The sequence below is a fragment of the Nocardioides sp. CCNWLW216 genome (assembly GCF_037120545.1).
Classification (GTDB): domain Bacteria; phylum Actinomycetota; class Actinomycetes; order Propionibacteriales; family Nocardioidaceae; genus Nocardioides; species Nocardioides lianchengensis.
Map to the genome: position 1 here is coordinate 237,051 of NZ_JBBBBJ010000007.1, position 23,429 is coordinate 260,479.

General features: G+C 72.4%; 19 protein-coding genes. 13 read left to right on the plus strand and 6 right to left on the minus strand.

Translation table 11 applies throughout. From position 1 onward, the window contains the following. Nucleotides 1-73: 73 nt before the first annotated feature. From efp to V7S47_RS17360, 6 genes are all read left to right on the plus strand, one after another. The gene (efp, locus tag V7S47_RS17335) at nt 74-637 is read left to right on the plus strand and encodes an elongation factor P (RefSeq protein WP_090855731.1); all 564 of its coding nucleotides are present in this window, start codon (nt 74-76) and stop codon (nt 635-637) included. After that, complete coding sequence (nusB, locus tag V7S47_RS17340; RefSeq protein ID WP_090855734.1) at nt 637-1,041, plus strand: transcription antitermination factor NusB; 405 nt, start codon at nt 637-639, stop codon at nt 1,039-1,041. The genes efp and nusB overlap by 1 nt, the downstream gene beginning before the upstream one ends. A gap of 26 nt (nt 1,042-1,067) precedes the next feature. Then, the gene (locus tag V7S47_RS17345) at nt 1,068-1,889 is read left to right on the plus strand and encodes a DUF1206 domain-containing protein (protein ID WP_336562743.1); all 822 of its coding nucleotides are present in this window, start codon (nt 1,068-1,070) and stop codon (nt 1,887-1,889) included. Nucleotides 1,890-1,905: 16 nt separating this feature from the next. Continuing rightward, entirely contained in the window at nt 1,906-3,267 is a 1,362-nt protein-coding gene (locus V7S47_RS17350) for a dihydrolipoyl dehydrogenase family protein (RefSeq protein WP_336562744.1), read from the plus strand. Between the two features lie 66 nt (nt 3,268-3,333). Further along, nucleotides 3,334-4,689, plus strand: coding sequence for a hypothetical protein (locus V7S47_RS17355; protein WP_336562745.1), 1,356 nt, complete (start codon nt 3,334-3,336; stop codon nt 4,687-4,689). Between the two features lie 46 nt (nt 4,690-4,735). Beyond that, entirely contained in the window at nt 4,736-5,176 is a 441-nt protein-coding gene (locus tag V7S47_RS17360) for a hypothetical protein (RefSeq protein ID WP_336562746.1), read from the plus strand. Between the two features lie 3 nt (nt 5,177-5,179). Here V7S47_RS17360 and V7S47_RS17365 read toward each other — a convergent pair whose 3' ends face one another. Continuing rightward, entirely contained in the window at nt 5,180-5,587 is a 408-nt protein-coding gene (locus tag V7S47_RS17365) for a TIGR03618 family F420-dependent PPOX class oxidoreductase (RefSeq protein ID WP_090855745.1), read from the minus strand. A gap of 67 nt (nt 5,588-5,654) precedes the next feature. Here V7S47_RS17365 and V7S47_RS17370 point away from each other — a divergent pair, with 67 nt between their 5' ends. Further along, nucleotides 5,655-6,671, plus strand: a complete 1,017-nt coding sequence (locus tag V7S47_RS17370) for an NADPH:quinone reductase (protein ID WP_336562747.1) — start codon at nt 5,655-5,657, stop codon at nt 6,669-6,671. A 60-nt stretch (nt 6,672-6,731) separates the two neighbouring features. Here the strand turns inward: V7S47_RS17370 and V7S47_RS17375 are convergent, their stop codons facing one another. Both V7S47_RS17375 and V7S47_RS17380 read right to left on the minus strand, forming a co-directional pair. Then, a complete protein-coding gene (locus tag V7S47_RS17375; RefSeq protein ID WP_336562748.1) occupies nt 6,732-7,985 on the minus strand; it encodes an HNH endonuclease signature motif containing protein in 1,254 nt (417 codons plus the stop codon). Between the two features lie 479 nt (nt 7,986-8,464). After that, nucleotides 8,465-9,748 (minus strand): right-handed parallel beta-helix repeat-containing protein, encoded by a 1,284-nt coding sequence (locus V7S47_RS17380; RefSeq protein WP_336562749.1) that lies wholly within the window; start codon nt 9,746-9,748, stop codon nt 8,465-8,467. Nucleotides 9,749-10,011: 263 nt separating this feature from the next. Here V7S47_RS17380 and V7S47_RS17385 point away from each other — a divergent pair, with 263 nt between their 5' ends. Together V7S47_RS17385 and V7S47_RS17390 are read left to right on the plus strand one after the other, a co-directional pair. Beyond that, on the plus strand, nt 10,012-10,731 hold the full coding sequence (locus tag V7S47_RS17385; RefSeq protein WP_336562750.1) for an enoyl-CoA hydratase-related protein: 720 nt from the start codon (nt 10,012-10,014) through the stop codon (nt 10,729-10,731). A 10-nt stretch (nt 10,732-10,741) separates the two neighbouring features. Beyond that, nucleotides 10,742-11,953, plus strand: coding sequence for a DUF480 domain-containing protein (locus V7S47_RS17390; protein WP_336562751.1), 1,212 nt, complete (start codon nt 10,742-10,744; stop codon nt 11,951-11,953). On the opposite strand, the gene V7S47_RS17395 is transcribed toward V7S47_RS17390, so the two are convergent. Then, on the minus strand, nt 11,950-12,798 hold the full coding sequence (locus tag V7S47_RS17395; RefSeq protein WP_336562752.1) for a MaoC family dehydratase: 849 nt from the start codon (nt 12,796-12,798) through the stop codon (nt 11,950-11,952). The two genes, V7S47_RS17390 and V7S47_RS17395, sit on opposite strands and share 4 nt — an antisense overlap. After that, a complete protein-coding gene (gene kstD, locus V7S47_RS17400; RefSeq protein ID WP_336562753.1) occupies nt 12,798-14,480 on the minus strand; it encodes a 3-oxosteroid 1-dehydrogenase in 1,683 nt (560 codons plus the stop codon). The genes V7S47_RS17395 and kstD overlap by 1 nt, the downstream gene beginning before the upstream one ends. 35 nt (nt 14,481-14,515) lie before the next feature. Between kstD and V7S47_RS17405 the strand changes: the two genes are divergently transcribed. The 4 genes from V7S47_RS17405 (at nt 14,516) to V7S47_RS17420 (ending at nt 19,089) form a co-directional block, all read left to right on the plus strand. Further along, nucleotides 14,516-15,313, plus strand: coding sequence for a 2-keto-4-pentenoate hydratase (locus V7S47_RS17405; RefSeq protein WP_336562754.1), 798 nt, complete (start codon nt 14,516-14,518; stop codon nt 15,311-15,313). 4 nt (nt 15,314-15,317) lie between these two features. Beyond that, nucleotides 15,318-16,223 (plus strand): acetaldehyde dehydrogenase (acetylating), encoded by a 906-nt coding sequence (locus V7S47_RS17410; RefSeq protein ID WP_336562755.1) that lies wholly within the window; start codon nt 15,318-15,320, stop codon nt 16,221-16,223. Next, on the plus strand, nt 16,220-17,326 hold the full coding sequence (gene dmpG, locus V7S47_RS17415) for a 4-hydroxy-2-oxovalerate aldolase (RefSeq protein ID WP_090855771.1): 1,107 nt from the start codon (nt 16,220-16,222) through the stop codon (nt 17,324-17,326). The genes V7S47_RS17410 and dmpG overlap by 4 nt, the downstream gene beginning before the upstream one ends. A gap of 287 nt (nt 17,327-17,613) precedes the next feature. After that, on the plus strand, nt 17,614-19,089 hold the full coding sequence (locus V7S47_RS17420) for an FAD-binding oxidoreductase (protein ID WP_336562756.1): 1,476 nt from the start codon (nt 17,614-17,616) through the stop codon (nt 19,087-19,089). A 24-nt stretch (nt 19,090-19,113) separates the two neighbouring features. Here the strand turns inward: V7S47_RS17420 and V7S47_RS17425 are convergent, their stop codons facing one another. Continuing rightward, on the minus strand, nt 19,114-22,998 hold the full coding sequence (locus V7S47_RS17425) for a family 78 glycoside hydrolase catalytic domain (protein ID WP_336562757.1): 3,885 nt from the start codon (nt 22,996-22,998) through the stop codon (nt 19,114-19,116). Nucleotides 22,999-23,429: the final 431 nt, after the last annotated feature.

Here is a 23,429-nt window from a genome sequence, read left to right on the forward strand (position 1 = left end):
ACTCTCCGGCTGTTGCCCGCGCTCGGACGCAGGCGACCTCCCCGCTCACCGGACCGAAGGCTGACACGCGCGCATGGCAACGACGAACGACCTCAAGAACGGCATGGTTCTCAACATCGACGGCCAGCTCTGGGCCGTGGTGGAGTTCCAGCACGTCAAGCCCGGCAAGGGCCCGGCGTTCGTGCGCACCAAGCTCCGCAACGTCGAGTCGGGCAAGAACGTCGACAAGACCTTCAACGCCGGCACCAAGGTCGAGACCGCGACGGTCGACCGCCGCACCATGCAGTACCTCTACAACGACGGCACGTCCTTCGTGTTCATGGACACCGCGACCTACGAGCAGCTCGAGGTCGCCCCCGAGGTCCTCGGCGACGGCGCGAACTTCCTCCTGGAGAACCAGGAGGCCATCGTGGCCACCAACGAGGGTCGCGTCCTGTTCGTCGAGCTCCCGGCCTCGGTCGAGCTCGTCATCACCTTCACCGAGCCCGGCCTCGCCGGCGACTCCGCCACCGGCCGCACCAAGCCGGCCACCCTCGAGACCGGCCACGAGATCCAGGTGCCGCTCTTCGTCAACCAGGGCGAGAAGGTCAAGGTCGACACCCGCGACTCCTCCTACATGGGGCGCGTGAAGGCGTAGTGGCCGCTCGCTCCAAGGCCCGCAAGCGGGCGCTGGACATCCTCTTCGCCTCCGACCTGCGGGGCGAGTCGGCGGTCGACGCGCTCGAGCGCGCGATCGCCGACGACGAGGGTCCGACCAACGACTACACCGCGGTGCTGGTGCGCGGCGTCGTCGAGCACCAGGCGCGGCTCGACGAGCTGCTGACGTCGTACGCCGAGGGCTGGACGCTGGCCCGGATGCCCGCGGTCGACCGCAACGTGCTGCGCCTGGGCCTGTGGGAGCTGCTGTACGCCGAGGACGTCCCCGACGCCGTCGCGGTCAGCGAGGCGATGGCCCTCGTCCGCGACCTCTCGACCGACGAGTCGCCGCAGTTCGTCAACGGCGTGCTCGGCAACCTGCAGCGCAACAAGGCGTCTCTGTAGGTCCGGTTCGGGGTACCGCCCCGGGCATGGACATCGCGCAGCGCGCCGACCGCGCCGGTCGGCAGGCCAACTCCAGCGACGGGATGGACCTCGCGGTCCGGGCGGGGCTCGTCGCGTACGGCGTCGTCCACCTGCTCATCGGGTGGTTGGCCCTCCAGCTCGCCCTCGGCGACCGGGAAGGCTCGCCCTCCAGCTCCGGTGCCCTGCAGCAGCTGGCCGAGCAGCCCTTCGGCAAGGTGCTGGTCTGGCTGGTCGCCGTCGGGCTCTTCCTGCTGGTGCTCTGGCGGGTCCTCGAGGCCGCGGTCGGCCACCAGGAGAAGGACGGCGCCGAACGGGTCCGCAAGCAGGTCAGCTCGGCCGGCAAGGCGGTCCTGTACGGCGCCATCGGCGTCAGTGCGGTCAAGGTGGCCATGGGCTCCGGCTCCTCCGGCGGCTCCGGCACCGACTCGTGGACCGCGAAGCTGATGGACCTCCCGGCCGGCCAGGGCATCGTGGTCGTGGTCGGGCTCGCGATCATCGGCTACGGCGTCTACCAGATCGCCAAGGCCTGGACCGACAAGTTCGCGGAGGAGCTCGACCCGCAGGGCAAGAGCGGCCAGAGCGGGTCGGCGTACCTGCTCTTCGGCAAGGTCGGCTACGTCGCCAAGGGCGTCGCGGTCGGCATCGTCGGCGGGCTGTTCGTCTACGCCGGCCTCACCCACGAGGCGAAGAAGTCCGGCGGTCTCGACCAGGCGCTCTACGAGGTGCTCGACCAGCCGTTCGGCCCGTTCCTGCTCGGCGCGATCGCCGTCGGCATCGTCTGCTTCGGGCTGTTCTGCTTCGCCCGGGCGCGGCACCTGTCGAGGTAGTCCTAGGCTGGCCACCATGAGCGAGCAGCAGGTCGACGTGGTGGTCATCGGACTCGGGCCCGGCGGGGAGTACGCCGCCCAGCAGCTCGCCGAGGCGGGGCTCTCGGTGGTCGGGGTCGAGAAGGCCCTGGTGGGCGGGGAGTGCCCGTTCTACGGCTGCATCCCGTCCAAGACGATCATCCGCGCCGCGGACGCGCTGGCCGAGGCGCGCCGCGCCGACACCCTGGCCGGCCAGGTCTCCGCGACGCCCGACTGGAGCGTGGTGGCCGAGCGGCTCGGCGAGCGGGCGACGAGCCACTGGCACGACGACTCCCACGTGAGCAGCCTCGAGGCCGCGGGCGTGACGGTCGTCCGCGGGCACGGGCGCCTCGACGGTCCGGGCCGCGTCACCGTCGACGGCATGACGTACGTCGCCGCCCGCGGGGTGGTCCTCAACGCCGGGACCGAGCCGGCCGTGCCGCCGATCGACGGGCTGGCGGGCACGCCGTACTGGACCAACCGCGACGCGGTCCGGCTCACCGAGCTGCCCGCCTCGCTCATCGTGGTCGGCGGCGGCCCGATCGGCCTCGAGCTGGCGCAGGCGTTCGCCCGCTTCGGCGTCCGGGTGACCCTCGTCGAGGGCGGGCCGCGCATCCTGGCGCCCGGCGAGCCGGAGGCCAGCGAGGTCCTGGCCGGGGTGCTCGCGGCCGAGGGGGTCGAGGTGCTGACCGGCGCGCAGGTCGCGCGGGTGGGTCACGACGGCACGTTCCACGTCGAGGTCGGCGGGCGCACGATCGACGCGGACGCCCTGCTGGTCGCGGCGGGCCGTCGTACCAACCTGTCCGACCTGGGTCTGGAGACGGTGGGACTGGACCCGGCCGCTCGCTTCATCGACGTCGACGACCGCCAGCGGGCCGGCGAGCGGCTGTGGGCGATCGGCGACATCACCGGCAAGGGCCAGTTCACGCACGTGTCGATGTACCAGGGCGCGGTCGCGGTGCGTGATCTGCTCGGTCAGGACGGCCCGGCCGCCCAGTACCGCTCGCTCAGCTGGGTCACCTTCACCGACCCCGAGGCGGCCCAGGTCGGCCTCACCGAGCAGCAGGCCCGGGACGCCGGTATCCGGGTCGCAACCGGTCGCACCGCCATCCCCGACTCCAGCCGGGGCTGGCTCCACCAGCTCGGCAACGAGGGGCTGGTCAAGGTCGTCGCGGACGCCGACCGGGGGATCCTCGTCGGAGCCAGCGTCGTGAGCCCGGCGGGCGGCGAGGTCATCGGCCTGCTGGCCACCGCCGTGCACGCCGAGGTGCCGGTGGCGACCCTGAAGGGGATGCACTTCGCCTACCCGACCTTCCACCGCGCCATCGAGTCGGCGCTGGCGGACCTCGGCGACGTGTGAGTCCCTCGGGTTGAGGGAATGGGGGAGCGAACACCCCGCAACCCCTGATGGAGGGACCCCACTCCGATGAGCCAGCAGCCGCACCACCAGGCTTCCCACCCGGCAGACTCGGACCCCTCGGACACCAGCGACCGGCTGTACACCCCCGAGGAGCTCGCGGCGTACGCCGCCGGCCAGGCGCCGGTCCGTCCCGCCGAGGCCCCGGCCCCGGCCGGCGACCCGCTGAGCGACCCGCTGCCGGGGTACGCCGCCCGCCCGACCGCCCCGCCCCCGAGCGGCCCGCCGCCGGCCGCCCCGCCGGTCGCGCGCCCGAGCACGCCGCCGCCCGCGCCCGCTGCGCCTCCGGCCCCGGTGGCCGCTCCTGCTCCTGCTCCTCTCCGAGCCGCCCCGCCGGCACCGCCCGCACCCACCGCCTCGGCTCCCTCGTCCGTGCCCCCGTCCGCTCCGGAGCAGGCGCCCGACGGCGACCCGGGGGACCCGCGTCGCTTCATGAGCGCCACCGACTTCCTCGACCGGCGGGCCGACGACATCGACCTCGGTCCGGCCACCTGGGGCTGGCGCGGCAAGGTGCGCCGGTGGACCGGCGGCCTGGTCAAGCCGCGGATGGGTCCCGACGAGCTCGACTACGAGCAGGACCGCCGGATCCTGCAGCGCGACTTCGACGGCCCGCGCACGATCGCCTTCATCAACCCCAAGGGCGGCGCGGCCAAGACCACCGGCGTGCTCGCCGCGGGCTACACCTTCGGCACCGTGCGGGGTGGCGGCGTGGTGGCCTGGGACAACAACGAGACCCGCGGCACCCTCGGCATCCGCGGCACCCGCAGCACCCACCGCAACACCACGCGCGAGCTGCTGGAGGACCTGGGGCGGTTCAACGACGTCTACCAGTCGCGGATCGGCGACCTCGGCGCCTTCGTTCGCTCGCAGGGCGACGCCCACTTCGACGTCCTCGCCTCCGACGAGCGGCCGGACGTGACCGGCATGATCCACGCCGAGGACTTCAACGCCGTCCACAAGCTGCTGGAGCGCTTCTACCGGGTGATCCTGGTCGACACCGGCAACAACATGCGGGCGGAGAACTGGTTGGCCGCCGCCGACGCGGCCGATCTGCTCGTGGTCACCAGCACGGTCCGCGAGGACACCGGCTACAGCGGTCTGTGGATGCTCGACGCCCTCCAGGACGCCGGCTACCAGAACCTGAAGTACAAGACGGTGACGATCCTCTCCGACCCCTCGCCCCAGGTCGACGGCAAGCTCGCCCACGACCTGGTGGACGTCTACCAGCAGCGCACGCGCGGGGTCTACCGCGTGCCCTACGACCCGGCCCTGGTCGCCGGCTCGGTGGTGCCCTACAACCAGTTGTCGGCCAACACCCGCCGGCAGTGGCTGAAGGCCTGCGCGGGGATGGCCTCGGCTCTCTGACGCCGATCTCCCACGGGACCGGGCCGTGGTGCGGGATGATGGAGGCATGAGCCCCACCTTGACCCGCACCCGGCCCGGCCGCCGGGTCCGCGGCGAGCTGCGGTACGACGGCGACCGCTGGAAGCGGTGGACCGGCAAGCGGTGGGCGAGCGCGGCGTACTCGCTGCATCCCTCCCGGCTCCTGGACCCGCGCCCGCTCCACGTCGACGACGAGGAGCCGGACGCGACCCGCGACCGGGTGCTGGCCCTGGCCGTGGAGGACCAGGTCCTGACCAACGCCGCGACCGTCGTCCACGAGGGCCCCTCGGGCGTGACGCTCTCCTACCGGCGACGCCCGGCCCACGTCGCCCACGCGATCATGACGCTGCTGACCGGCGTCTGGGCGCTCGTGTGGCTCGCCTGTGCGCTCAGTGAGCGGCAGGACCGCGTGCTCCTCGAGGTCGACCCGTGGGGCCACGTCTGGGCCGTCCAGGGTTTGCGCCGCTAGCGCTCAGTCCTTCGCGGCACCCCAGCCGTGCCACCGCTCGATCTCGAACCAGGCGCTGACCCGCGGGCTGTCCCGCGTCGGGTACGGCTGGCCCCCGTAGTGGATGCTGAGCCGGTCGATCTGGCTCAGGTCCTCGTCCTCGGCCCACTCGACGACCCGGCCGATGAGCGAGACGTGCGTGTACCAGCTCGACTCGTCGAGCGCGGTCAGCGTCAGGCGCGGATCGCGGCGCAGGTGCTGCACCCGGACCCGGCTGTGGTCCATGTTGAGCAGCACGCGGTCGTCGTCCTCGAGCAGGTACCAGGTCGCCACCGACACCGGCTGCCCGTCGGTGCGCAGGGTGGTGACGACGGCCGGGTTGGGCTTGGTGAGCAGGGCGCGGACGTCGTCGGGGAATGGCAGTTCGGGCATGGGACTTCCTCCTGGTGGTCACACGGATGAGGCCAGGTGCCCGACCAGAGATGAGGCGAAACACGACATGCGTGCGGTGACGTACAGCGAGACCGGCCCCTCCAGCGTGCTGAGGCTGGTCGATCGCGACCGGCCCGAGCCCGGCGAGGGTGAGGTGCGGGTGCGGCTGGTCCGCGCCGGCGTGAACCCCACGGACTGGAAGTTCCGGGCGAACGGCATGAACGGGCCGTACGACGAGGTCGCGCCCGGCCAGGACGGTGCCGGGGTCATCGACGCGGTCGGTCCCGGGGTCGCCGGCTTCGCCGAGGGCGATCGGGTCTGGGTGCTGCTCGCGCAGAGCGGCCGCTGGCTCGGCACGGCCGCCGAGCACACCGTGCAGCCCGTGGAGCGCGTCGTACACCTGCCCGTCGGGGCGTCGTACGACCTCGGGGCCTCGCTCGGCGTCCCGGCCGTCACCGCTCACCGCGCGCTGACCGCCGGCGAGGACGTCACTCGACTCTCGCCCGGCGCCATGTCGGGCATGACCGTGCTGGTGGCCGGCGGCGCGGGCGCGGTCGGCAACGCCGCGATCCAGCTCGCCCGCTGGGCCGGCGCGACGGTGCTGACGACGATCAGCAGCGACGAGAAGGCCGCCCTCGCGGTAGCCGCGGGCGCCCACCAGAGCGTGAACTACCGCGTCGGCGATCCCGTCGATGCGATCCGCACGCTCTGCCCCGAAGGCGTCGACCTGGTCGTCGAGGTCGCCCTCGCCCAGAACCTCACCCTCGACGTCGAGGTGCTCCGCAACCGCGGCACGATCGCCTACTACGCCGACAACGGCGGGGCCGAGGCCACGGTCCCCGTGCGCGGCACCTTCGCCAAGAACCTGCGCCTCCAGGGGCTGCTGCTCTACACCCTCGGCGCCGACCTCCTGGAGGCGGCGACCCTGGACGTCAACGCCGCCGTCTCGAACGGCGCCCTCCGGGTCGGCGACGACGCCGGGGTCCCGCTGCACCACTTCCCGCTGGAGGACCTGGCCGACGCGCACGACGCCGTCGAGCAGGGCGCGGTGGGCAAGGTGCTGGTCGACGTCAGCGAGGAGTGACGAGTCGCGTCCGCCCGCGCTGTCGTGAGGGCGTGCCCGTAGCCCTTCGGGCTGTGGCCGTCAGGGCTGCGGGGTGGTGGTGCCGGTGTGGTCGCGAACGAAGGTCAGTCCGTTGGGGCTGCGCCAGATGAACGTCGTGTCATCGACCTTGTCGTAACGCCACCGCGTGTGGGTCTTCGCGCGGTGATGTCGCCGACAGAGGGGGGCGATGTTGCAGTCGCACGTGGCCCCGCCGTGGGCGGCGGGGTCGCTGTGGTCGTGGTCGCAGGACCTGGCCCTGCGGCGGCACCAGGGGAAGACGCAGGAGTGCTGGAGCAGGGCCTGGCGTTCCTTCAACCTGTCCGGGACTTCGTAGGCGTCCACGTGGACGTGACCGGCCAGGTCGATGACGGGCTTGATGACGACCTGACTGTCTCCGTCCTGACACCAGCTCTTGACCTGCTCGACGGAGATCATCGACCGGGTGTTCTCGACGCGGGCGATGGCGGCGTCGGCGAGGTGGACGTGCACGACGACCTGGCGGGGGCGTTTGCGGTCGGGGTCGGGGTCGGCGTTGAGGTCGAGGGTGAGCTGGCGGCGGGCGAGGTCACCGACGGCGATGGAGCGGCGTACGTCGAGGGGGAGGTCGTTGGCGATGGTGCCGAGGTGGGTCGCGCCGCGGGCGACCGCGTCCTCGAGGTCGAGTGCGTCGACGAGGTCGAGGGTTCCGCGGACTTCGACGTGGCCGTCGTAGGAGACCTGCTGGGTGTCGATGTCGAAGTGCCGCATCTCGGCCGCGTCACGTGCCCGCTGGGCGGCGGTGTCGGGGTCGAAGCGGGTGCGGGCTTCTTCGATGGTGCGGTCGAGTTGGGCGATGGAGATCTTGTGCGCGGTCGCGGCGACGTGAAGGTCGACGAACTCGGCGCCGTCTTCGGGGAGGTCGATGGTCTCCGCCGCGATGCGGCGGGCCTTCCACACCGGCAGGTCGAGGGACTGGACGCGTTCGTAGACCCTGGGGAGGCGGTGGGCGAGCTCGACGGCGTGGCCGAGGTAGATCCGACCCGAGTCCGACGACAGGCCCAGCGCGGCGGAGAACTCCAGCACACTGAACTCCGCGATGAGGGGTGCGCCGGGGCCGGCGATGGCCATCTCGTCCTCACAACCCGGCACCCAGACGGCGGCAGCGTCGGTCAGGGAGTCGGTGGAGTGCATGCCGGCCCAGGTGACGGCGGCGGCGAGCTGGTCGGCCTCGGCCTGGAGTTGGCTGGTGCGTCGGGCGCGGACGAAGGCGAGCACCGTGGGTGCGGTGTCGCAGTCGTCGAGGTCCCGAGCCATGCCCTCATTCTACTCGAACAGGTGATCGAATGCGAGGGTTGTTCACAGCCTTGTTCGAACGGTCGACCCGAAGGAACCGAAAGCTAGAAGCAGGCTCGTGATGGCCCTTGATCACCGCGGACGGTGAGCCCCCTTCTTTCAGTAAATGTCTTTGAACCGGCCTGGTGCCAGGCGCAGACGCCGCGGCAGAGGCTGGCTCGAACGAGGTCAGTGGCAGGGCTGCGGGGGTCTCGACGGGCGTTCAGGACTTCGTCCTTCACTGCTCGACCACCGGCGACAGCGACCGGCGGCGGGGCCGGCCTGCCGAGAGGTTGCTTGTTGGTTGCGGGGGTCTCGACGGGCGTTCAGGACTTCGTCCTTCACTGCTCGACCACCGGTGGGGCGACCGACTCGTACAAGGGGAGTGGGTTGGCTGCGGGGGTCTCGACGGGCGCTCGACCGCTAGAGCGGCCTTGCTGCTCGACCACCGGCGGTGTGGGTCAGCGTTCGTAGGCGCCCAGGTCGACCCGGGCGATGCCGTCGCCGTCGCCGTCGCGGGGGAGGGAGCGTCCGTTGACGTCGGTGCCCCAGGCAGCGGAGGCGACGCGGTCGAGGGCGGGGGAGCCGGGGGCGAGGCGGAGGTCGCCGCGGGCGGCGTCCACGAAGCGGGGCGAGGCGGTGCTGTCGGTGCGGGCGAGGTCGAACCAGATCTCGCCGCCGTAGATGTTCTGAGCGGAGGCGAAGGTACCGTCGGCCCAGCCGGCGGACCAGCCGGCCACGATGACGTTGCGCCGCAGGGTGAGGATCTTGGGCGTGCAGCCGCCGTAGCAGCCGAAACCGAAGGACTTCGCCCCCGTCAGCCGGACGGTGTTGTGTTCGGCGACCGTGCCGACGACCGGTCCCCAGGTCTGCCCGGGGCCGCGGGTCATCAGGAAGCTGCCGGCGCGCAGCGAGCTCCGGACGCTGTTGTAGGCGACCCGGGTGCCGCGGGTGCGCTTGCCGCCGAGCTCGGTGAAGGCCAGGTTGTCGATCGACCGGTTGTGGTCGATCGTCGTGCCGACGGCCTGGTAGACCTCGACCGCAGACCCGTCCTCGCCGTAGTCGGCCGAGCGGGCCCGGTTGCCGCTGATGATGTTGCGGGTGACCCGGGCGTGGTCGCCGTTCACCTCGACCCCGAAGGCGCCGTAGTCGTCGTCGGGTCCGGGTGTCCCGCCGGCCATCCGGTCGTTGTCGCGCAGCACGCTGTCGCTCACCGTGGCGTACGACGCGCCCTCGCGGATCCAGATCCCGGCCACGTTGTCGGTGGCGAAGACGTCGCGGAGGAGGACGTGCGCGCCCTCGACGGTGAATCCGGCCCGTCCGCAGCGGACGGCGGCGAGGCCGACCACCCGGGTCCAGTCGCCGCGGAGCGTCACGCAGCCGCCCTGGGCGACGACGGGGCGGGCCCCACGTCCGTAGCGGCCGACCGTCACCGGCCGGGATCGGGTGCCGTCGACGCGCAGGTCGAGACCGCCGCGGTGCCGGCGACCGGCGCGGAGCAGGACCGTGTCCCCGGGGCGGAGGCCACCGGCGCTGACCTTGGTCAGGGAGCGCCACGCGGCGAGGGGTCCCCGGCCACTGGCCCGGTCCGAGCCGAGGAGGGGGTCGACGTAGAACGTGCGCCCGGCCGCCTTCCGACCGAGGTCGTCGACGGTCGCCGCGTGGGCGGCAGAGGCAGTGGAGGCAGGCAGGAGCGTCGCGGCCGTCAGGAGGAGGGCGGCGACGAGGCTGTGGCGGGGGGACACGTCGATCAGATCGGCCTCGGTCGGGGGGAGTTGAGGCGACACCTTCTCGCGCCGGTGCCCCTCGTCGGGGCCGGAATGCGGGTTCTGCTGGAGAAGTCACTTTTCCTGCCGATGTTTTCCTGATCCGGTCTCGTGGAGGCCCCGGCGTCGCGCCGCGGCCGGGCCTGGCGAACCTGCACCTCCGCGAGGAGATTCCTGGGCGCTGCGCAAGACCCCGGTCTAGTCGGGATGCCGTCGGTCGGAGCACCCGATAGCGTCCGGCCATGCCGACCGGAGTGACCCTCGAGGTGGCCGACGGGGTCGGCCTGGTGACGCTCGACGACGCGGACCGGCTCAACGTGTTCACGGCGGCGACCGGACGGGACCTCGGCGAGGCCTATCGCGCCTGCGAGGCCGACGCCGACGTGCGGGTCGTGGTGCTGACCGGGGCCGGCCGGGCGTTCTGCGCGGGCGCGGACCTGGCGCCCGAGGCCGGCTCGTTCGCGCCGCCGGGGCCCGGGTTCAGTGCCTCGCCGGTCCGGCCGCCGGCCTTCGAGCTGAGCACCCTCGTGGTGGCCGCGATCAACGGGCACGCGATCGGCATCGGACTCACCCTCGCCCTGCAGGCCGACGTACGCCTGGTCGCGCAGGACGCGCGCCTGGCCGTGCCGCAGGTCCGGTTCGGGGTGGTCGGCGACGCGCAGAGCCACTGGACCCTGCGGCGGGCGGTCGGTCTCGCGGCGGCAGCCGACCTGCTGCTCACCGGCCGGACTGTCACCGGGGCCGAGGCCGCTGCGCGCGGGATCGCCTCGAGGGCGCTGCCCGCCGAGGAGGTGCTGCCCGCCGCGCTCGACCTGGCCCGCGACGTCGCCGCACACGCGGACCCGGCAGCGGTCGCGCTGAGCAAGCAGATGCTCTGGTCCGACCTGTCCGCGGCCGAGACCGAACGGGCGGAGACCGACGCCCACCGGGTCCTGATGAAACGGCTCGACGGACGTCACTAGGCTTGCTCGCGTGAGCGACCTCCCCGTCCTGGACGCCGAGGAACAGCGCGTGCTGGGTGCGCTGCTGGAGAAGCAGCGGACCGTGCCCGCGTCGTACCCCCTCTCCCTCAGCGGGCTGCGCACGGCCTGCAACCAGACCAGCAGCCGCGAGCCGGTGGTCGACTACGACGAGCACACCGTCGAGCAGGTCGGCCGGCGGCTGAAGGACCGCGGCCTGTTGCGGATCGTCTGGTCCGACACCGGTCGGCGGACGCTGAAGTACCACCAGATCGTCGACGAGGCGCTGGGCCTCGGCGACGACGAGCGGGCGCTGCTGACCGTGTTGCTGCTGCGGGGCCCGAACGCGCCCGGCGAGCTGCGCACCCGCACCGAGCGGCTGCACGCCTTCGCGGATCGCGGCGAGGTCGAGGCCTGTCTGGCGGCGATGGCCGAGCGCGGACTGGTCCGTGAGCTGCCGCGCCAGCCCGGCCAGCACGACCCGCGCTGGGTGCACCTGCTCGGCGAGGTCGCCGAGCCTGCGACCGCTGCCCCGCGGGCGCCCTCGGTCGACCGGGAGGTGCCGGTGGCTGACGGCGCGGACGCGCGCGACGCCCGCGTGCGGGCGACGTACGGCGCCGTCGCGGAGAGGTACGCCGAGCGGCTGTCCGACGAGCTGGGCGGTCTGCCCTTCGAGCGCTGGCTGCTGGACCGCGTCGCCGCGGACGCCGAGGGCGGGCCGGTCGTCGAGGTCGGGTCCGGGCCGGGCCACGTGACGGCGTACCTCGCGGCCGCCGGCGCGGACGCCCGCGGGCTGGACCTGACGCCCGAGATGGTCGAGGAGGCGCGGCGCCGCCACCCCGGCGTGCGGTACGACGTCGGCGACCTACGCCGCCTGATCCGCCCCGAGACCGCCCCCGGGTGGCGGGCCGTCCTCGCCTGGTACTCCCTCATCCACCTGGCCGAGTCCGAGCTGCCCGCCGCGCTGATGTCGCTGCTGCGCCCGATCGAGCCGGGCGGCCTGCTGGTGCTGGCCATGCAGGCCGGTGACGAGGTCGCCCGGATCTCCAGCTGGTTCGACGACGAGGTGCCGCCCCTGGACTTCGTGCGCCACGACCCGGCCACCATCGTCGCGCTGGTCGAGGCGGCCGGCCTGACCGACGTCGAGTGGTACCTGCGGGGTCCGGTCGCCGCGCGCGGCGAGACGACCCGCCGGCTGTACGTCCTGGGGCGGGTGTCCGGCTAAGCGGTCGTCAGAACCACGTCGCCGAGCACCGGAGCACCGTCGCGCTCGCCGCCGGCGACCGTGGCGGCCCCGACGATCCGGCCGTCCTCGCGCCAGCCGCGGACCCGGGCGGTCTCGCCAGGGAAGAGGACGCCGGCGAACTTCACGCCGAACCCGGCCACCGCGGACGCGTCCCCGTCGAGCAGCTGCTCGGTCAGGGTGCGCAGCACGATGCCGTAGGAGCAGAGCCCGTGCAGGATGGGCGCCGGGAAGCCGGCGCCCTGCGCGAAGGCGGGGTCGGCATGCAGCGGGTTGCGGTCGCCGCAGAGCCGGTAGAGGAGCGCCTGCTGGGGCAGCACGTCGTACGACGTGTCGGCGTCCGGGTCGCGCTCGGGCAGCACCACCGGCTCGGCCGAGCCACGGTCGCCACCCCAGCCGCCCTCGCCCTTGACGAAGATCGACGACCGCGTGGTCCACAGCTCCCGGCCCTCGGGCGACGTGGCAACGCCCTCCTGCCAGATGACCGCCGCCTTGCCCTTGTCCCAGATCTCGCTGATCCGGGTCGAGACCGTCGCGGTACCGGAGGTCGGCAGCGGACCGGTGACGCTGATCGACTGCGACCCGTGCACCACCTGCGCGAGGTTGATGTCGCAGCCGGGCAGGTCGAGCGGCGGCGGATCGCTCATGTGGAAGGTCGGGGCGACCACGCCGAACGACGGCAGCACCTGCAGCCCGGCGGTCTCCAGGGTGTACGACAGGTCGGTCGCGCCGATCGCCAGGTGGTAGAGCAGCACGTCGCTCTCGGACCACGAGAACTCGGTGGCTCCGAGGTCGGCGCCGACGGCCACAGACGGGTCGATGGGCATCAGGCGCTCTCCTGCCGGGCGGCGTCGTTCGCGAGGTCCTCGGCGGCCAGGTAGCCGAAGGCGAGGGCGGGGCCGATGGTGGCGCCGGGGCCGGCGTACGTGTGGCCCATGACGGCCGACGAGACGTTGCCGGCGGCGTAGAGGCCGGGGATGACCGATCCGTCGGGACGGACGACGCGGGCCCGCTCGTCGGTGACCAGGCCGCCCTTGGTGCCGAGGTCGCCCGGCACGATCTTGACCGCGTAGAACGGCCCGTCGTCGATCGTGTGCAGCGACGGGTTCGGCTTGACGGTGGGGTCGGAGTAGTACTTGTCATAGGCGCTCTCGCCGCGGTGGAAGTCCGCGTCGACGCCGGTGCGCGCGAAGCCGTTGAAGCGCTCGATCGTCGCGCTCAGCGCCTCGGGCGGTACGCCGATCTCCGCGGCCAGGGCGTCGATGGTGTCGGCCTTCTTGAGCGTGCCGGACTTGTACCAGCGGCCCGGGAAGGGCTGGCGAGGCATCAGCCCGGCGAAGACGTAGCGGTTGCGGTAGCGCTGGTCGATGACCATCCAGGACGGGACGTGGCCGACGCCGGTGGCCTCGCCGGCGTAGATCTCGTGGACCGCCTCGACGTACGGGAGCGCCTCGTTCATGAACCGCTCGCCGGCCTGGTTGACGATGATCGAGCCGGGCAGGTTGCGCTCGGCGAGGCAGAACCACGGGCCGCCCGGCAGCGGGATGGTCGGGCCCCACCAGGAGTCGTCGAGCAGGTCGGTCTCGGCGCCGGCCGCGATGCCCGCGAGGATCCCGCCGCCGGTGTTGAACTGCGACCCGGTCGTCCAGTCGACCGAGGTCGGCTGCGGCTGGTACTTCTCCCGCATCTCCAGGTTGCGCTCGAACCCGCCGCTGCCCAGGACCACGCCGAGCCGGGCCCGGACGGTCACCGACTCCTCGCCCCGGCGTACGACGACGCCCGCGACCCGGCCGTCCTCGATGAGCAGGTCGGTCAGCTCGGTCTCGTAGTGCACCGGCACGTCGGCGTCGATCAGCCCCTTGCGCAGGCCGATGGCGATCGCGTTGCCCATGGCGTACATCCGGCGACCGAGCAGGCCGCTGATGAGCCGCTTGACGACCACCTTGGCCATCGTGATCGGGCCGCGCAGGGTGCGCAGGCCGAGGCTGATCTTCCGGAAGTCGGCCTGCGTCACGATCATGTTGGCCGGCGCCTTGGTGTACTGAGGGTGCAGCCGCTTCAGCTCGTCGCCGAGGAAGCGCGCATCCAGCGGGATCGGCTCGCAGCTGCGGCCCGCGGGCCGCCCGCCCGGCCGCTCCGGGTGGTAGTCGGCGTAGTCGGGCACCCAGGTGAAGCGCAGGGGAGTGGTCTCGCGGATGAAGTCGAGGACCTCCGCGCCGCGGTCGAGGTAGGTGTCGCGGCGCACCTTCGGCACGTCGTCGCCGACGATCGCGTCGAGGTACTGCTTCGACAGCGCGAGGTCGTCCGCCTGCCCGGCCGCCTTCAGGGCGTAGTTGCCGGGCATCCAGACCCCGCCGCCGCTGCGGGCGGTCGAGCCGCCGAAGTAGGCGCTCTTCTCGAGCAGGACCGTGTCGAGGCCGCGCTTCTTCGCCGCGAGCGCGGCCGTCATCCCGGCACCACCCGCGCCGACGACCACGACGTCGACGCTGTCCGGAAGGGGGGTCGTCATGGCGTGAAACTGTAACAGGTTCTACTCTGGTGCCCGTGACGAACACCGATGCCGACCGGGCGGCCGTCGAGGCGGCGGTCCGGAGGCTGGCCGAGGCCCAGGCGACCCGGGTCCCGTGCGCCGCCGTACGCGACCTGATCGGCACCGACGACCTCCCGGCGGCGTACGCCGTGCAGCAGGGACTCGTGCAGGCGCGGCTCGCCGGCGGCGTCCACGTGGTCGGCCGCAAGATCGGCGCCACGTCGAAGGCCGTGCAGGACCAGCTCGGGGTCGACCAGCCCGACTTCGGCTACCTGCTCAGCGACATGGACGTCTCGCACGACGACCCGATCTCCATGCGCACCCTGGTCCAGCCGCGGGTGGAGGGTGAGGTCGCCTTCGTGCTGGCCCAGGACCTCGACGGCGAGATCACGCCGGAGAGCGTCCGCGCCGCGGTCGAGGTCGCGCTGCCGGCGCTGGAGATCGTCGACTCCCGGATCGCCGCCTGGGACATCACCTTCACCGACACGGTCGCCGACAACGCCTCCAGCGGGCTGTTCGTCGTCGGGACCGACGGCCGCACGCTCGAGGAGCTGGAGCCGCGCGACGTCACCATGTCGCTGACGATCAACGGCGAGGAGCGCTCGTCCGGCACCGGGGCGGCCTGCCTCGGCGACCCGCTCGAGGCGCTGCGCTGGCTGGCCGTGCAGGCGCAGGCCTTCGGCGACCCGCTGCGCGCCGGCCACCTGATCCTGTCCGGGGCCCTGGGCCCGTTCGTGCCGTTCGCCCCGGGTGACCGGGTCGTGGCGACCATCAGCGGCTTCGCGCCGCTGGCCGTCTCGTTCGAGGAGTGATCCGTTGACCAGGAAGCTGACCGCCGCCATCGTGGGGCCGGGCAACATCGGCACCGACCTGATGTTCAAGCTGCTGCGCTCCGAGGTGATCGAGCCCCGCTGGATGATCGGCGTCGACCCGGCCAGCGAGGGGCTGAAGATCGCGGCGGCCCAGGGGCTGGAGTCGACCCACGAGGGCGTCGACTGGCTGCTGAAGCAGGACGTCCTGCCCGACCTGATCTTCGAGGCGACCTCGGCGTACGTGCACCGCGAGTACGCGCCCCGCTACGAGGAGGCCGGCATCCGGGCGGTCGACCTGACACCGGCCGCCGTCGGTCCGGCGGTGATCCCGCCGGTCAACGGTCAGAAGCACGTGGCCGCGATGAACGTCAACATGATCACCTGCGGCGGCCAGGCCACCATCCCGATGGTCGCCGCCGTCTCACGGGCCGCCACGGTGTCGTACGCCGAGATCGTCGCCTCGGTGTCGTCGATGTCCGCCGGCCCGGGCACCCGCGCCAACATCGACGAGTTCACCCGCACCACCTCCGCCGGCGTGCAGAGCATCGGCGGGGCCGAGCGGGGCAAGGCGATCATCATCCTCAATCCCGCCGAGCCGCCGATGATCATGCGCGACACGATCTACTGCGCGGTCCCGCCGGACGCCGACCGTGACGCGATCGTCCAGTCGGTCTTCGCGATGGAGAAGGCCGTCCAGGAGTACGTCCCCGGCTACCGGTTGCTCCAGGAGCCGCAGATCGACGAGGCGTCGGCCGCGACCCAGGGGCAGGTGAAGGTCTCGGTCTTCGTCGAGGTCGAGGGCGCCGGCGACTACCTGCCGCCGTACGCCGGCAACCTCGACATCATGACCGCCGCCGCCACCCAGGTGGGCGACAACATCGCCCGCTCGATCATCGGGAGCCACGCATGAGCGACCTCAACACGCTGACCCGCACCTGGTCCGACGCTGATCCCGACTCCGGCCTGGACCTGCGCCTCACCGACACCTGCCTGCGCGACGGCTCGCACCACAAGCGGCACCAGTTCACCGCCCAGGAGGTGCACGACATCGTCGAGGCCCTCGACGACTCCGGCGTGCCGGTCATCGAGGTCACCCACGGTGACGGGCTGGGCGGGTCGTCGTTCAACTACGGCTTCTCGAAGACTCCCGAGCAGGAGCTGATCCGGATCGCGGCCGAGACCGCGAAGCGGGCCAAGATCGCCTTCCTGATGCTCCCCGGGGTCGGCACCAAGGACGACATCCGCGCCGCCCAGGACAACGGCGGCCAGATCTGTCGGATCGCCACCCACTGCACCGAGGCCGACACCTCGATCCAGCACTTCGGCCTCGCCCGCGAGCTCGGCCTGGAGACGGTCGGGTTCTTGATGATGAGCCACACCCAGCCGCCCGAGGTGCTGGCCAAGCAGGCACGGATCATGGTCGACGCCGGCAACCAGTGCGTCTACGTCGTCGACTCCGCCGGCGCGCTCGTCATGGAGCAGACCGCCGACCGGGTCGCCGCGGTGGTCGCCGAGATCGGCCACGAGGCGACGGTCGGCTTCCACGGCCACGAGAACCTCGGCCTCGGCGTCTCCAACACCGTCATCGCGGCCCGGGCCGGTGCGACCCAGATCGACGGCTCGGTCCGCCGCTTCGGCGCGGGCGCCGGCAACACGCCGCTGGAGGCCTTCGTCGGCGTCTGCGACAAGCTCGGCTGGAAGACCGGCATCGACTTCCTGACCATCGTCGACGCCTCCGAGGACGTCATCAAGCCGGCCATGCCCGAGGAGTGCCAGCTCGACCGGATGACCCTGATGATGGGCTACGCCGGCGTCTACTCCTCGTTCCTCAAGCACGCCGGCAACGCCGCCGAGCGGTACGGCGTCTCCGGCGCCAAGATCCTGCTCGAGGCGGGGCGCCGCAAGCTGATCGGCGGCCAGGAGGACCAGCTCATCGACATCGCCCTGATGCTCAAGGCCGAGCAGGAGAAGGTCCGAGCCAACCAGCCGGCGGGGAACGAGCAGGCTGGTTGACCCTGCGAGGCGGCTCACCGGGTTTCGACACGGTTGCTGCGCAACCTGCTCAACCACCGGGGGTCCGGTGGTTGAGCAGGGACGAAGTCCCGTGTCGAAACCCCCGCAGCCGGGGCGATGACCTTGGTCGGGGGTCCGGTGGTTGAGCAGGGACGAAGTCCCGTGTCGAAACCCCAGCAGCCCGACGGCTGACCTTGGTCCAGGTGGTGGGTCGGCTCACCGGGTTTCGACACGGTTGCCGCGCAACCTGCTCAACCACCGGTGGGGCGGGGTCGTAGCGTGGTCGGGTGACGAGCTGGACGCGACGGGGGCTGCTGACGACCGGGGCGATCGGGACGCTGGCGGCCTGCACGGGCGGGGACGGCGCCGCGCCACCCGCCCCGACGCCGTCCTCGGCCGCGACGGGCGGAAAGGTCCCCTGGGCGAGTCTCGAGCGGTCCGTCGACGGCTCGCTGGTCCGCCCGCGCGACCCGTCGTACGACGAGGTGCGCCTGCTGCAGAATCCGCGGTACGACGACCAGCGACCGCTTGCCGTGCTCGCGGTCGCGTCAGCCGCCGACGTGGCCGCCGGGATCGGATTCGCGCGCGACCACGGCCTGCCGGTGGCGGTGCGGTCGGGCGGGCACAGCTACCCGGGGTGGTCCGGGGGCGGGTCGCCGCGCGCGCTGGTCCTCGACTGCCGCGGGCTCGACCGGGTCGAGCTCGACGGCACGACCGCCACGATCGGCCCCGGGTCGCTGCTGGCCGACGTCTACGACACCCTCGGAGCCCGCGACCGGGCGATCGCGGGCGGCTCCTGCGCGAGTGTCGGGTACGGCGGGCTCGCGCTCGGCGGTGGGGTCGGCGTGCTCACCCGGGCGATGGGTCTCACCTGCGACGCGGTCACGTCGATGGAGGTCGTGACGGCCGACGGGCGGGTCCGCACCGCGAGCGTCGACGCGGAGCCCGACCTGTTCTGGGCGCTGCGCGGCTGCGGCGGCGGGCACCTCGGTGTCGTGACGTCGTTCGCGGTCGCGACGGCCGAGGCGCCGACGATCGGGACGGCGTACCTGGAGTGGTCGTTCGACGCGGCCGCGACGGTGGTCGCCGCCTGGCAGGAGTGGGCGTCGACGGCCGACGCGCGCCTCTGGTCGACGCTGAAGGCGCTCGGCGGGCAGCAGCACCCCGACGGGCCGACGCTGCTGCTGTCGGCGACCTGGACCGGACCGACCGGCGACCTCGACCGGCAGCTGGCGGGGCTGCTCGACGACGTCCCGGCGCCCACGGTCCGCACCACCCACGCGCGCGGCTACCGCGAGCAGATGGCCGCCTTCGGCGGGACGGGGGAGCGGGAGGCGTTCGCGGCCACCTCGCACGTCGCCTACGACCCGCTCGACGACGGCGGGATCGCGATCCTGCTCGACCAGGTGCGCGCCGCCCAGGACGCGGGGCTGAAGGAGGCCGGTGTCTCGATCGACGCCCTCGGCGGGCGGGTCGGCGACCTGGCCCCGGCGGATACGGCGTTCGTGCACCGGGAGGCGCTCGCGACGGTGCAGTACACCGCGACGTTCCCCCCGGGAGACGCGCAGGCCGCGGACGAGTACGTCCGCGGCCTCCGCTCGGCGATGATCCCGCACTGGGGCGAGCACGCCTACGTGAACTACGCCGACGCGAGCATCGAGGACCACCGCTCGGCCTATTACGGAGCGAACGCCGAGCGGCTGGGGCGGGTGTCGACGTCGTACGACGCCGACGGCTTCTTCTCCCAGCCCCAGCCGCTCTGAGCAGCTCCTGGCCGTGCGTGACCGCTACCGCTTGACCGTGACCGTCCCGGTGCGGGTCGTGGTCAGCGCGGTGTAGCGGGCGTCGCCGGCGTAGCGGACCTTGATCGCCCAGGAGCCGCGCGGCAGCCGGGCGACCCGGACCACCGCGACGCCGTTCCTGGCCGTGCCGGTCACGGCGACGGTGCGGCCGCCCTTGACCAGCAGCACGCGGACCTTGCCGCCGGCCTTCTTGGCGCCGGCGGCGGTGCCGGTGGTCGAGGCCAGGCCGACCCGGATCCGACCGGCGGAGCGCACACCGGGCTTCTTCACGACCGCGGTCCGGGCCCGGACCTTGGCCTTCGTGACCCGCAGGGTGCCGCTCGCGGCGGACCCGCCGAGGCGGTCACCCCCGGAGTAGGCGGCCTGCAGGGTGCGGGTGCCCGGCGCCAGCGTGGCGGGAGCGGCGAACCGCGCCTGCCCACCGGAGACGGCGACCTTCTGAGCGGCCCCCAGGCCGGTCACGGTGACCGTGCCGTCGGTGACCGGCCGGCCGTCCGCGGCGGTGACGTCGACGACGACCTCCCCGCGGACGCCGTACACCTGGGTGGCGCCGGTGATGGTCACCGCGGAGGCCCACGACGGGGCCTGGCCGCCGGAGCCGAACGAGTGCCGACCCGCGCCGACCTCGAACTGCGTGTAGCCGTCGACCTCGCTCGGCACGACCTTCGCGTCCCGCGGGCCGTAGGCCGCGGTGCCGTCCGCGGCGTTCGGCACCCGCACCGTCGCGACGGTGTTGCCGGGGATCGTGACGTCGAGCGTCAGCTCGGCGCCGGTGCGCTTCCACGCCGTGGCGATCGGACCCCGGACGGAGTCGTACGACGTGCTGGCGCTGTCGACCCCGGTGACCAGGGACGGCTCGACCAGGACGTGGTCCCAGGCGACCGAGCCGGGCGCCTGCCGCAGGCCCGCGAGGTGGCCGTTCAGCCAGCCGGAGAGCATGCCCATCATGTAGTGGTTCTGCGAGCCGGTGCTGGTCATGCCCGACCAGTGCTCGGGCAGGGACGTGGCGCCCTGGCCCAGGAACTTGGCGTAGCTGTTGCCGGTCGGCCGGGTCGCCAGGGCGTGGACCAGGTCGTCCTGACCCTCCTCGGCGAGCACCCGCAGCAGGGCGTAGAGGCCCACCTCGCCGACCATGAACTGGTTGCCGTTGGCCGTGATGCGGGCCAGCAGCGCGTCGACCGCCTCCTGGCGGCGCTCGGCGGGGACGAGGTCCTCGTCGAGGGCGAGGGCCTGCGCGGCCTGGCTGCCGACGCTGTAGACCTTCGCCGTCGGGTTGTAGTAGGTCGCGTCGAACGCCGTGGCGATCCGGTCGGCCTTCTGGGCGTAGGTCCGTGCCTGCGCCGCCTTGCCGAGCACGGTGGCGATGTCGGCCATGGTGCGCACGATCTTGTGCCAGGCGTAGGTCTGGACGAAGGCGTCCGGCACCTTGTTGGCCGCCTCCTCCGGGGTGGCCCAGTCGTTCAGGCCGCCGGGCAGGATGAAGCCGGTCGCCTGCGAGGAGAGGAACTCGTCGTACGCGACCATGTTCGGCCAGTAGCGCTCCATCGGGTCGCGGTCGCCGTACTCCTCGTAGACCTGCCAGGCCGAGACCGACATGGTCGCGCCCCAGTTGGCGTCGTGGCGGAACGCGCCGGCGAAGAGCGAGTCCTCGGGAGCCGTCGTCGGGATCAGGCCGTTGGCGGTCTGGGAGTCGGCGACGTCCTGCAGCATCTTGCGGTACTGCGCCTGCATGTCGTAGCCGCGGGCCACGGTGTCGAAGTTGAGGTTGGTCTGGTCGAGCCAGCCGAGCTTCTCGCGGTGCGGGCAGTCGGTGAGGATCGAGTACATGTTGCTCTGCACCGACCGGTCGATGATCGTGTTGATCTTGCCGAGCGTCTCGTGGGAGGTCTCGAAGCCGCCGACGGCCTCGTTCGAGGTGCGCAGCACCAGGCCCTTCAGGGTCTCGGCGGTGGGTGCCGACGGCAGTCCGCTGACCTGGAGCCAGCGCATGCCGTGGTAGCGGAAGCGCGGTGTGAAGGTCTCGGTGCCCTCACCGGCGAGGGTGAAGGTGTCGTAGGCGTTCTTGCCCGAGCTGTCCTGGTTGACCCCGGTGGGGTTGCCGTCGGCGTCGCGGTTGAGCCGCTCGCCCGGGCGCATCGTGATCGCGGTGCCCGCGGGCCCAGAGACGTTCAGCTGCTGCCAGCCGGCGAAGTTCACGCCGAAGTCGAACAGGTAGTCGCCGTTGGCGAGCTGGGACCAGGTGGTGTCGAGCTCGTCGACCTGGCGGATCGGGGGCTGCACGCGTCCGACCAGGCGGGTCGTGGCCTTGGGCGCCTGCGAGGCCACCGGCGTCGCCCACGAGCTGCGGTCGGTGCCGGCCTCGTCCCAGCCGTCCAGGTGTCGGCGGGCGTCGACGTCCTCGCCGCCGTACCAGTTGGTGAAGGTGACCTCGCCGAGCGTGGTGCGCCACGGGGTGCCGTTGCCGGCGCCGGTCGCGACGGTGGTGACGTTGCCGGCCTTGTCGGTCAGCTCCAGCTGGCCCAGCACGCGCGGGGCGCCGTGGCCGCTGGCCGTCTTGACGTAGCGGGCGGTGCCGCCGACCGGCGTCGGCTCGTTGAAGACGTTGAAGATGCCGTTGCCGACCTCGACGCCGAGGCTGTTGGCGCCGTCGGCGAGGAGATCGGTGACGTCGTACGTCGCGTAGGGGACCCGCTTGGCGTGGAAGGTGTTGGCCGGCTCCAGGAGGTCCTCGGAGACGGGCTTGCCGTTGATGCTGGCGTTGTAGACGCCGAGTCCGGTGACGTAGAGGCGGGCGGAGGCGACGTCGTCGGCCTTGAAGTCGGTCGCGAACACCGGCAGCGCGTCGGGCGCCTCGTGCGTGGTCGAGATGGCCGGCAGCTTGGTCGCCTTCGCGCGCTCGGTGAAGCTCGTGCCGTCGGTGGAGGTGGAGATCGCGATGTCGCGGGGGAAGTTCGGCGTCGTGCCGTACTGGCCCGGGCTGTCCCACATCGAGTAGAGCTCGACCGTGTCGAAGGTCCGCGCCTCGGGGAGCTTGATCGTCAGGACGATCGGCTTGTCCTTGACGTCGGTCTCGGGGTGGTAGGTGCTGCGGTAGCCGCGCGGGGCGGTGGCGGTCGTGAGCTTGCCGTCCACGACGAACGACGGATTCCACACGCCGGTCTGGTTCTTGTTCTCGGAGGCGGTGACGGTCGCGCCGGTCACCACGTTGGCCGGGTCGTCGCCGTTGCGGAGGACGACCTCGCCGAGCTCGAGGCGCGGACGCCAGCCCGGGTCGTCGAGCGGCTCGCCGGGCCGACCGAGGTCGGTGACCGTGAGCCGGATCCACTGGGCGGTCTGCGGCGCGGTGAACGTGACGTCCTGGTGCAGCGGCTCGACCCACTCGGGGTTGGTGATCCAGTCCGCCTGCCAGTCGGCGGGGCTCAGCAGGCCGATCTCGAAGCGCCCGGGAGCGCTCCAGTCGCTGACTCGGTTGGCGGCGTCCCACACCCGGACCTGCCAGACCGCGCGGTCGCGCGAGTCGAGCGCCCGGCCGGCGTACGTGGTCTGCAGCGTCGAGCCGACGACCTTGCCGGTGTCCCAGAGGTCCGGGGTCGACAGCTTCTCGGCGCTGGACGCGACGCGGACCTGGTAGGCCTGCTGGTTGAGGAGCCCGGTGCCGGGGCGCCACTGCAGGGTGGGGGTGGTGTCGTCGATGCCCAGCGGGTCGACGAGTCCGCCGACCTTCAGGTCGACGGAGGCGGGGGCCGAGGTCGGGGCCGCGACGGCGGCCAGGGCGGGTGCCGGTGACCAGGCCGGGGCGGTGGTCACGCCGAGGACGGCGATGGCGGCCGTCGCGAGGGCGCGGCGGTACGCAGGATGAGGGGACGCCACTGAGGGTTCCTTCCGAGTGATGAAACGATTCAGGATGCGCGCGCCCAGGAAAGGTATGACGTCCGTCACCGGGTGTCAACGGTCACACCGGAAGTTGGCCGAAGTTACTGAGGAGTCGTCTTAGTGGCCGCCGATGGAGCCATGGTCCAGGTCTCGATACGCCGTCCGCGACTTCGTTCCTCAGTCGCGCCCGGCTACTCGACCACCGATCACCGGGACTGAGCTCGTGCCTCGCTCGGTCCAGGTCTCGATACGCCGTTCGCGACGTCGTTCCTCAGTCGCGCCCGGCTACTCGACCACCGATGACCTGGACTGAGCTCGTGCCTCGCTCGGTCCAGGTCTCGATACGCCGTTCGCGACTTCGTTCCTCAGTCGCGCCCGGCTACTCGACCACCGATCACCGGGACTGAGCTCGTGCCTCGCTCGGTCCA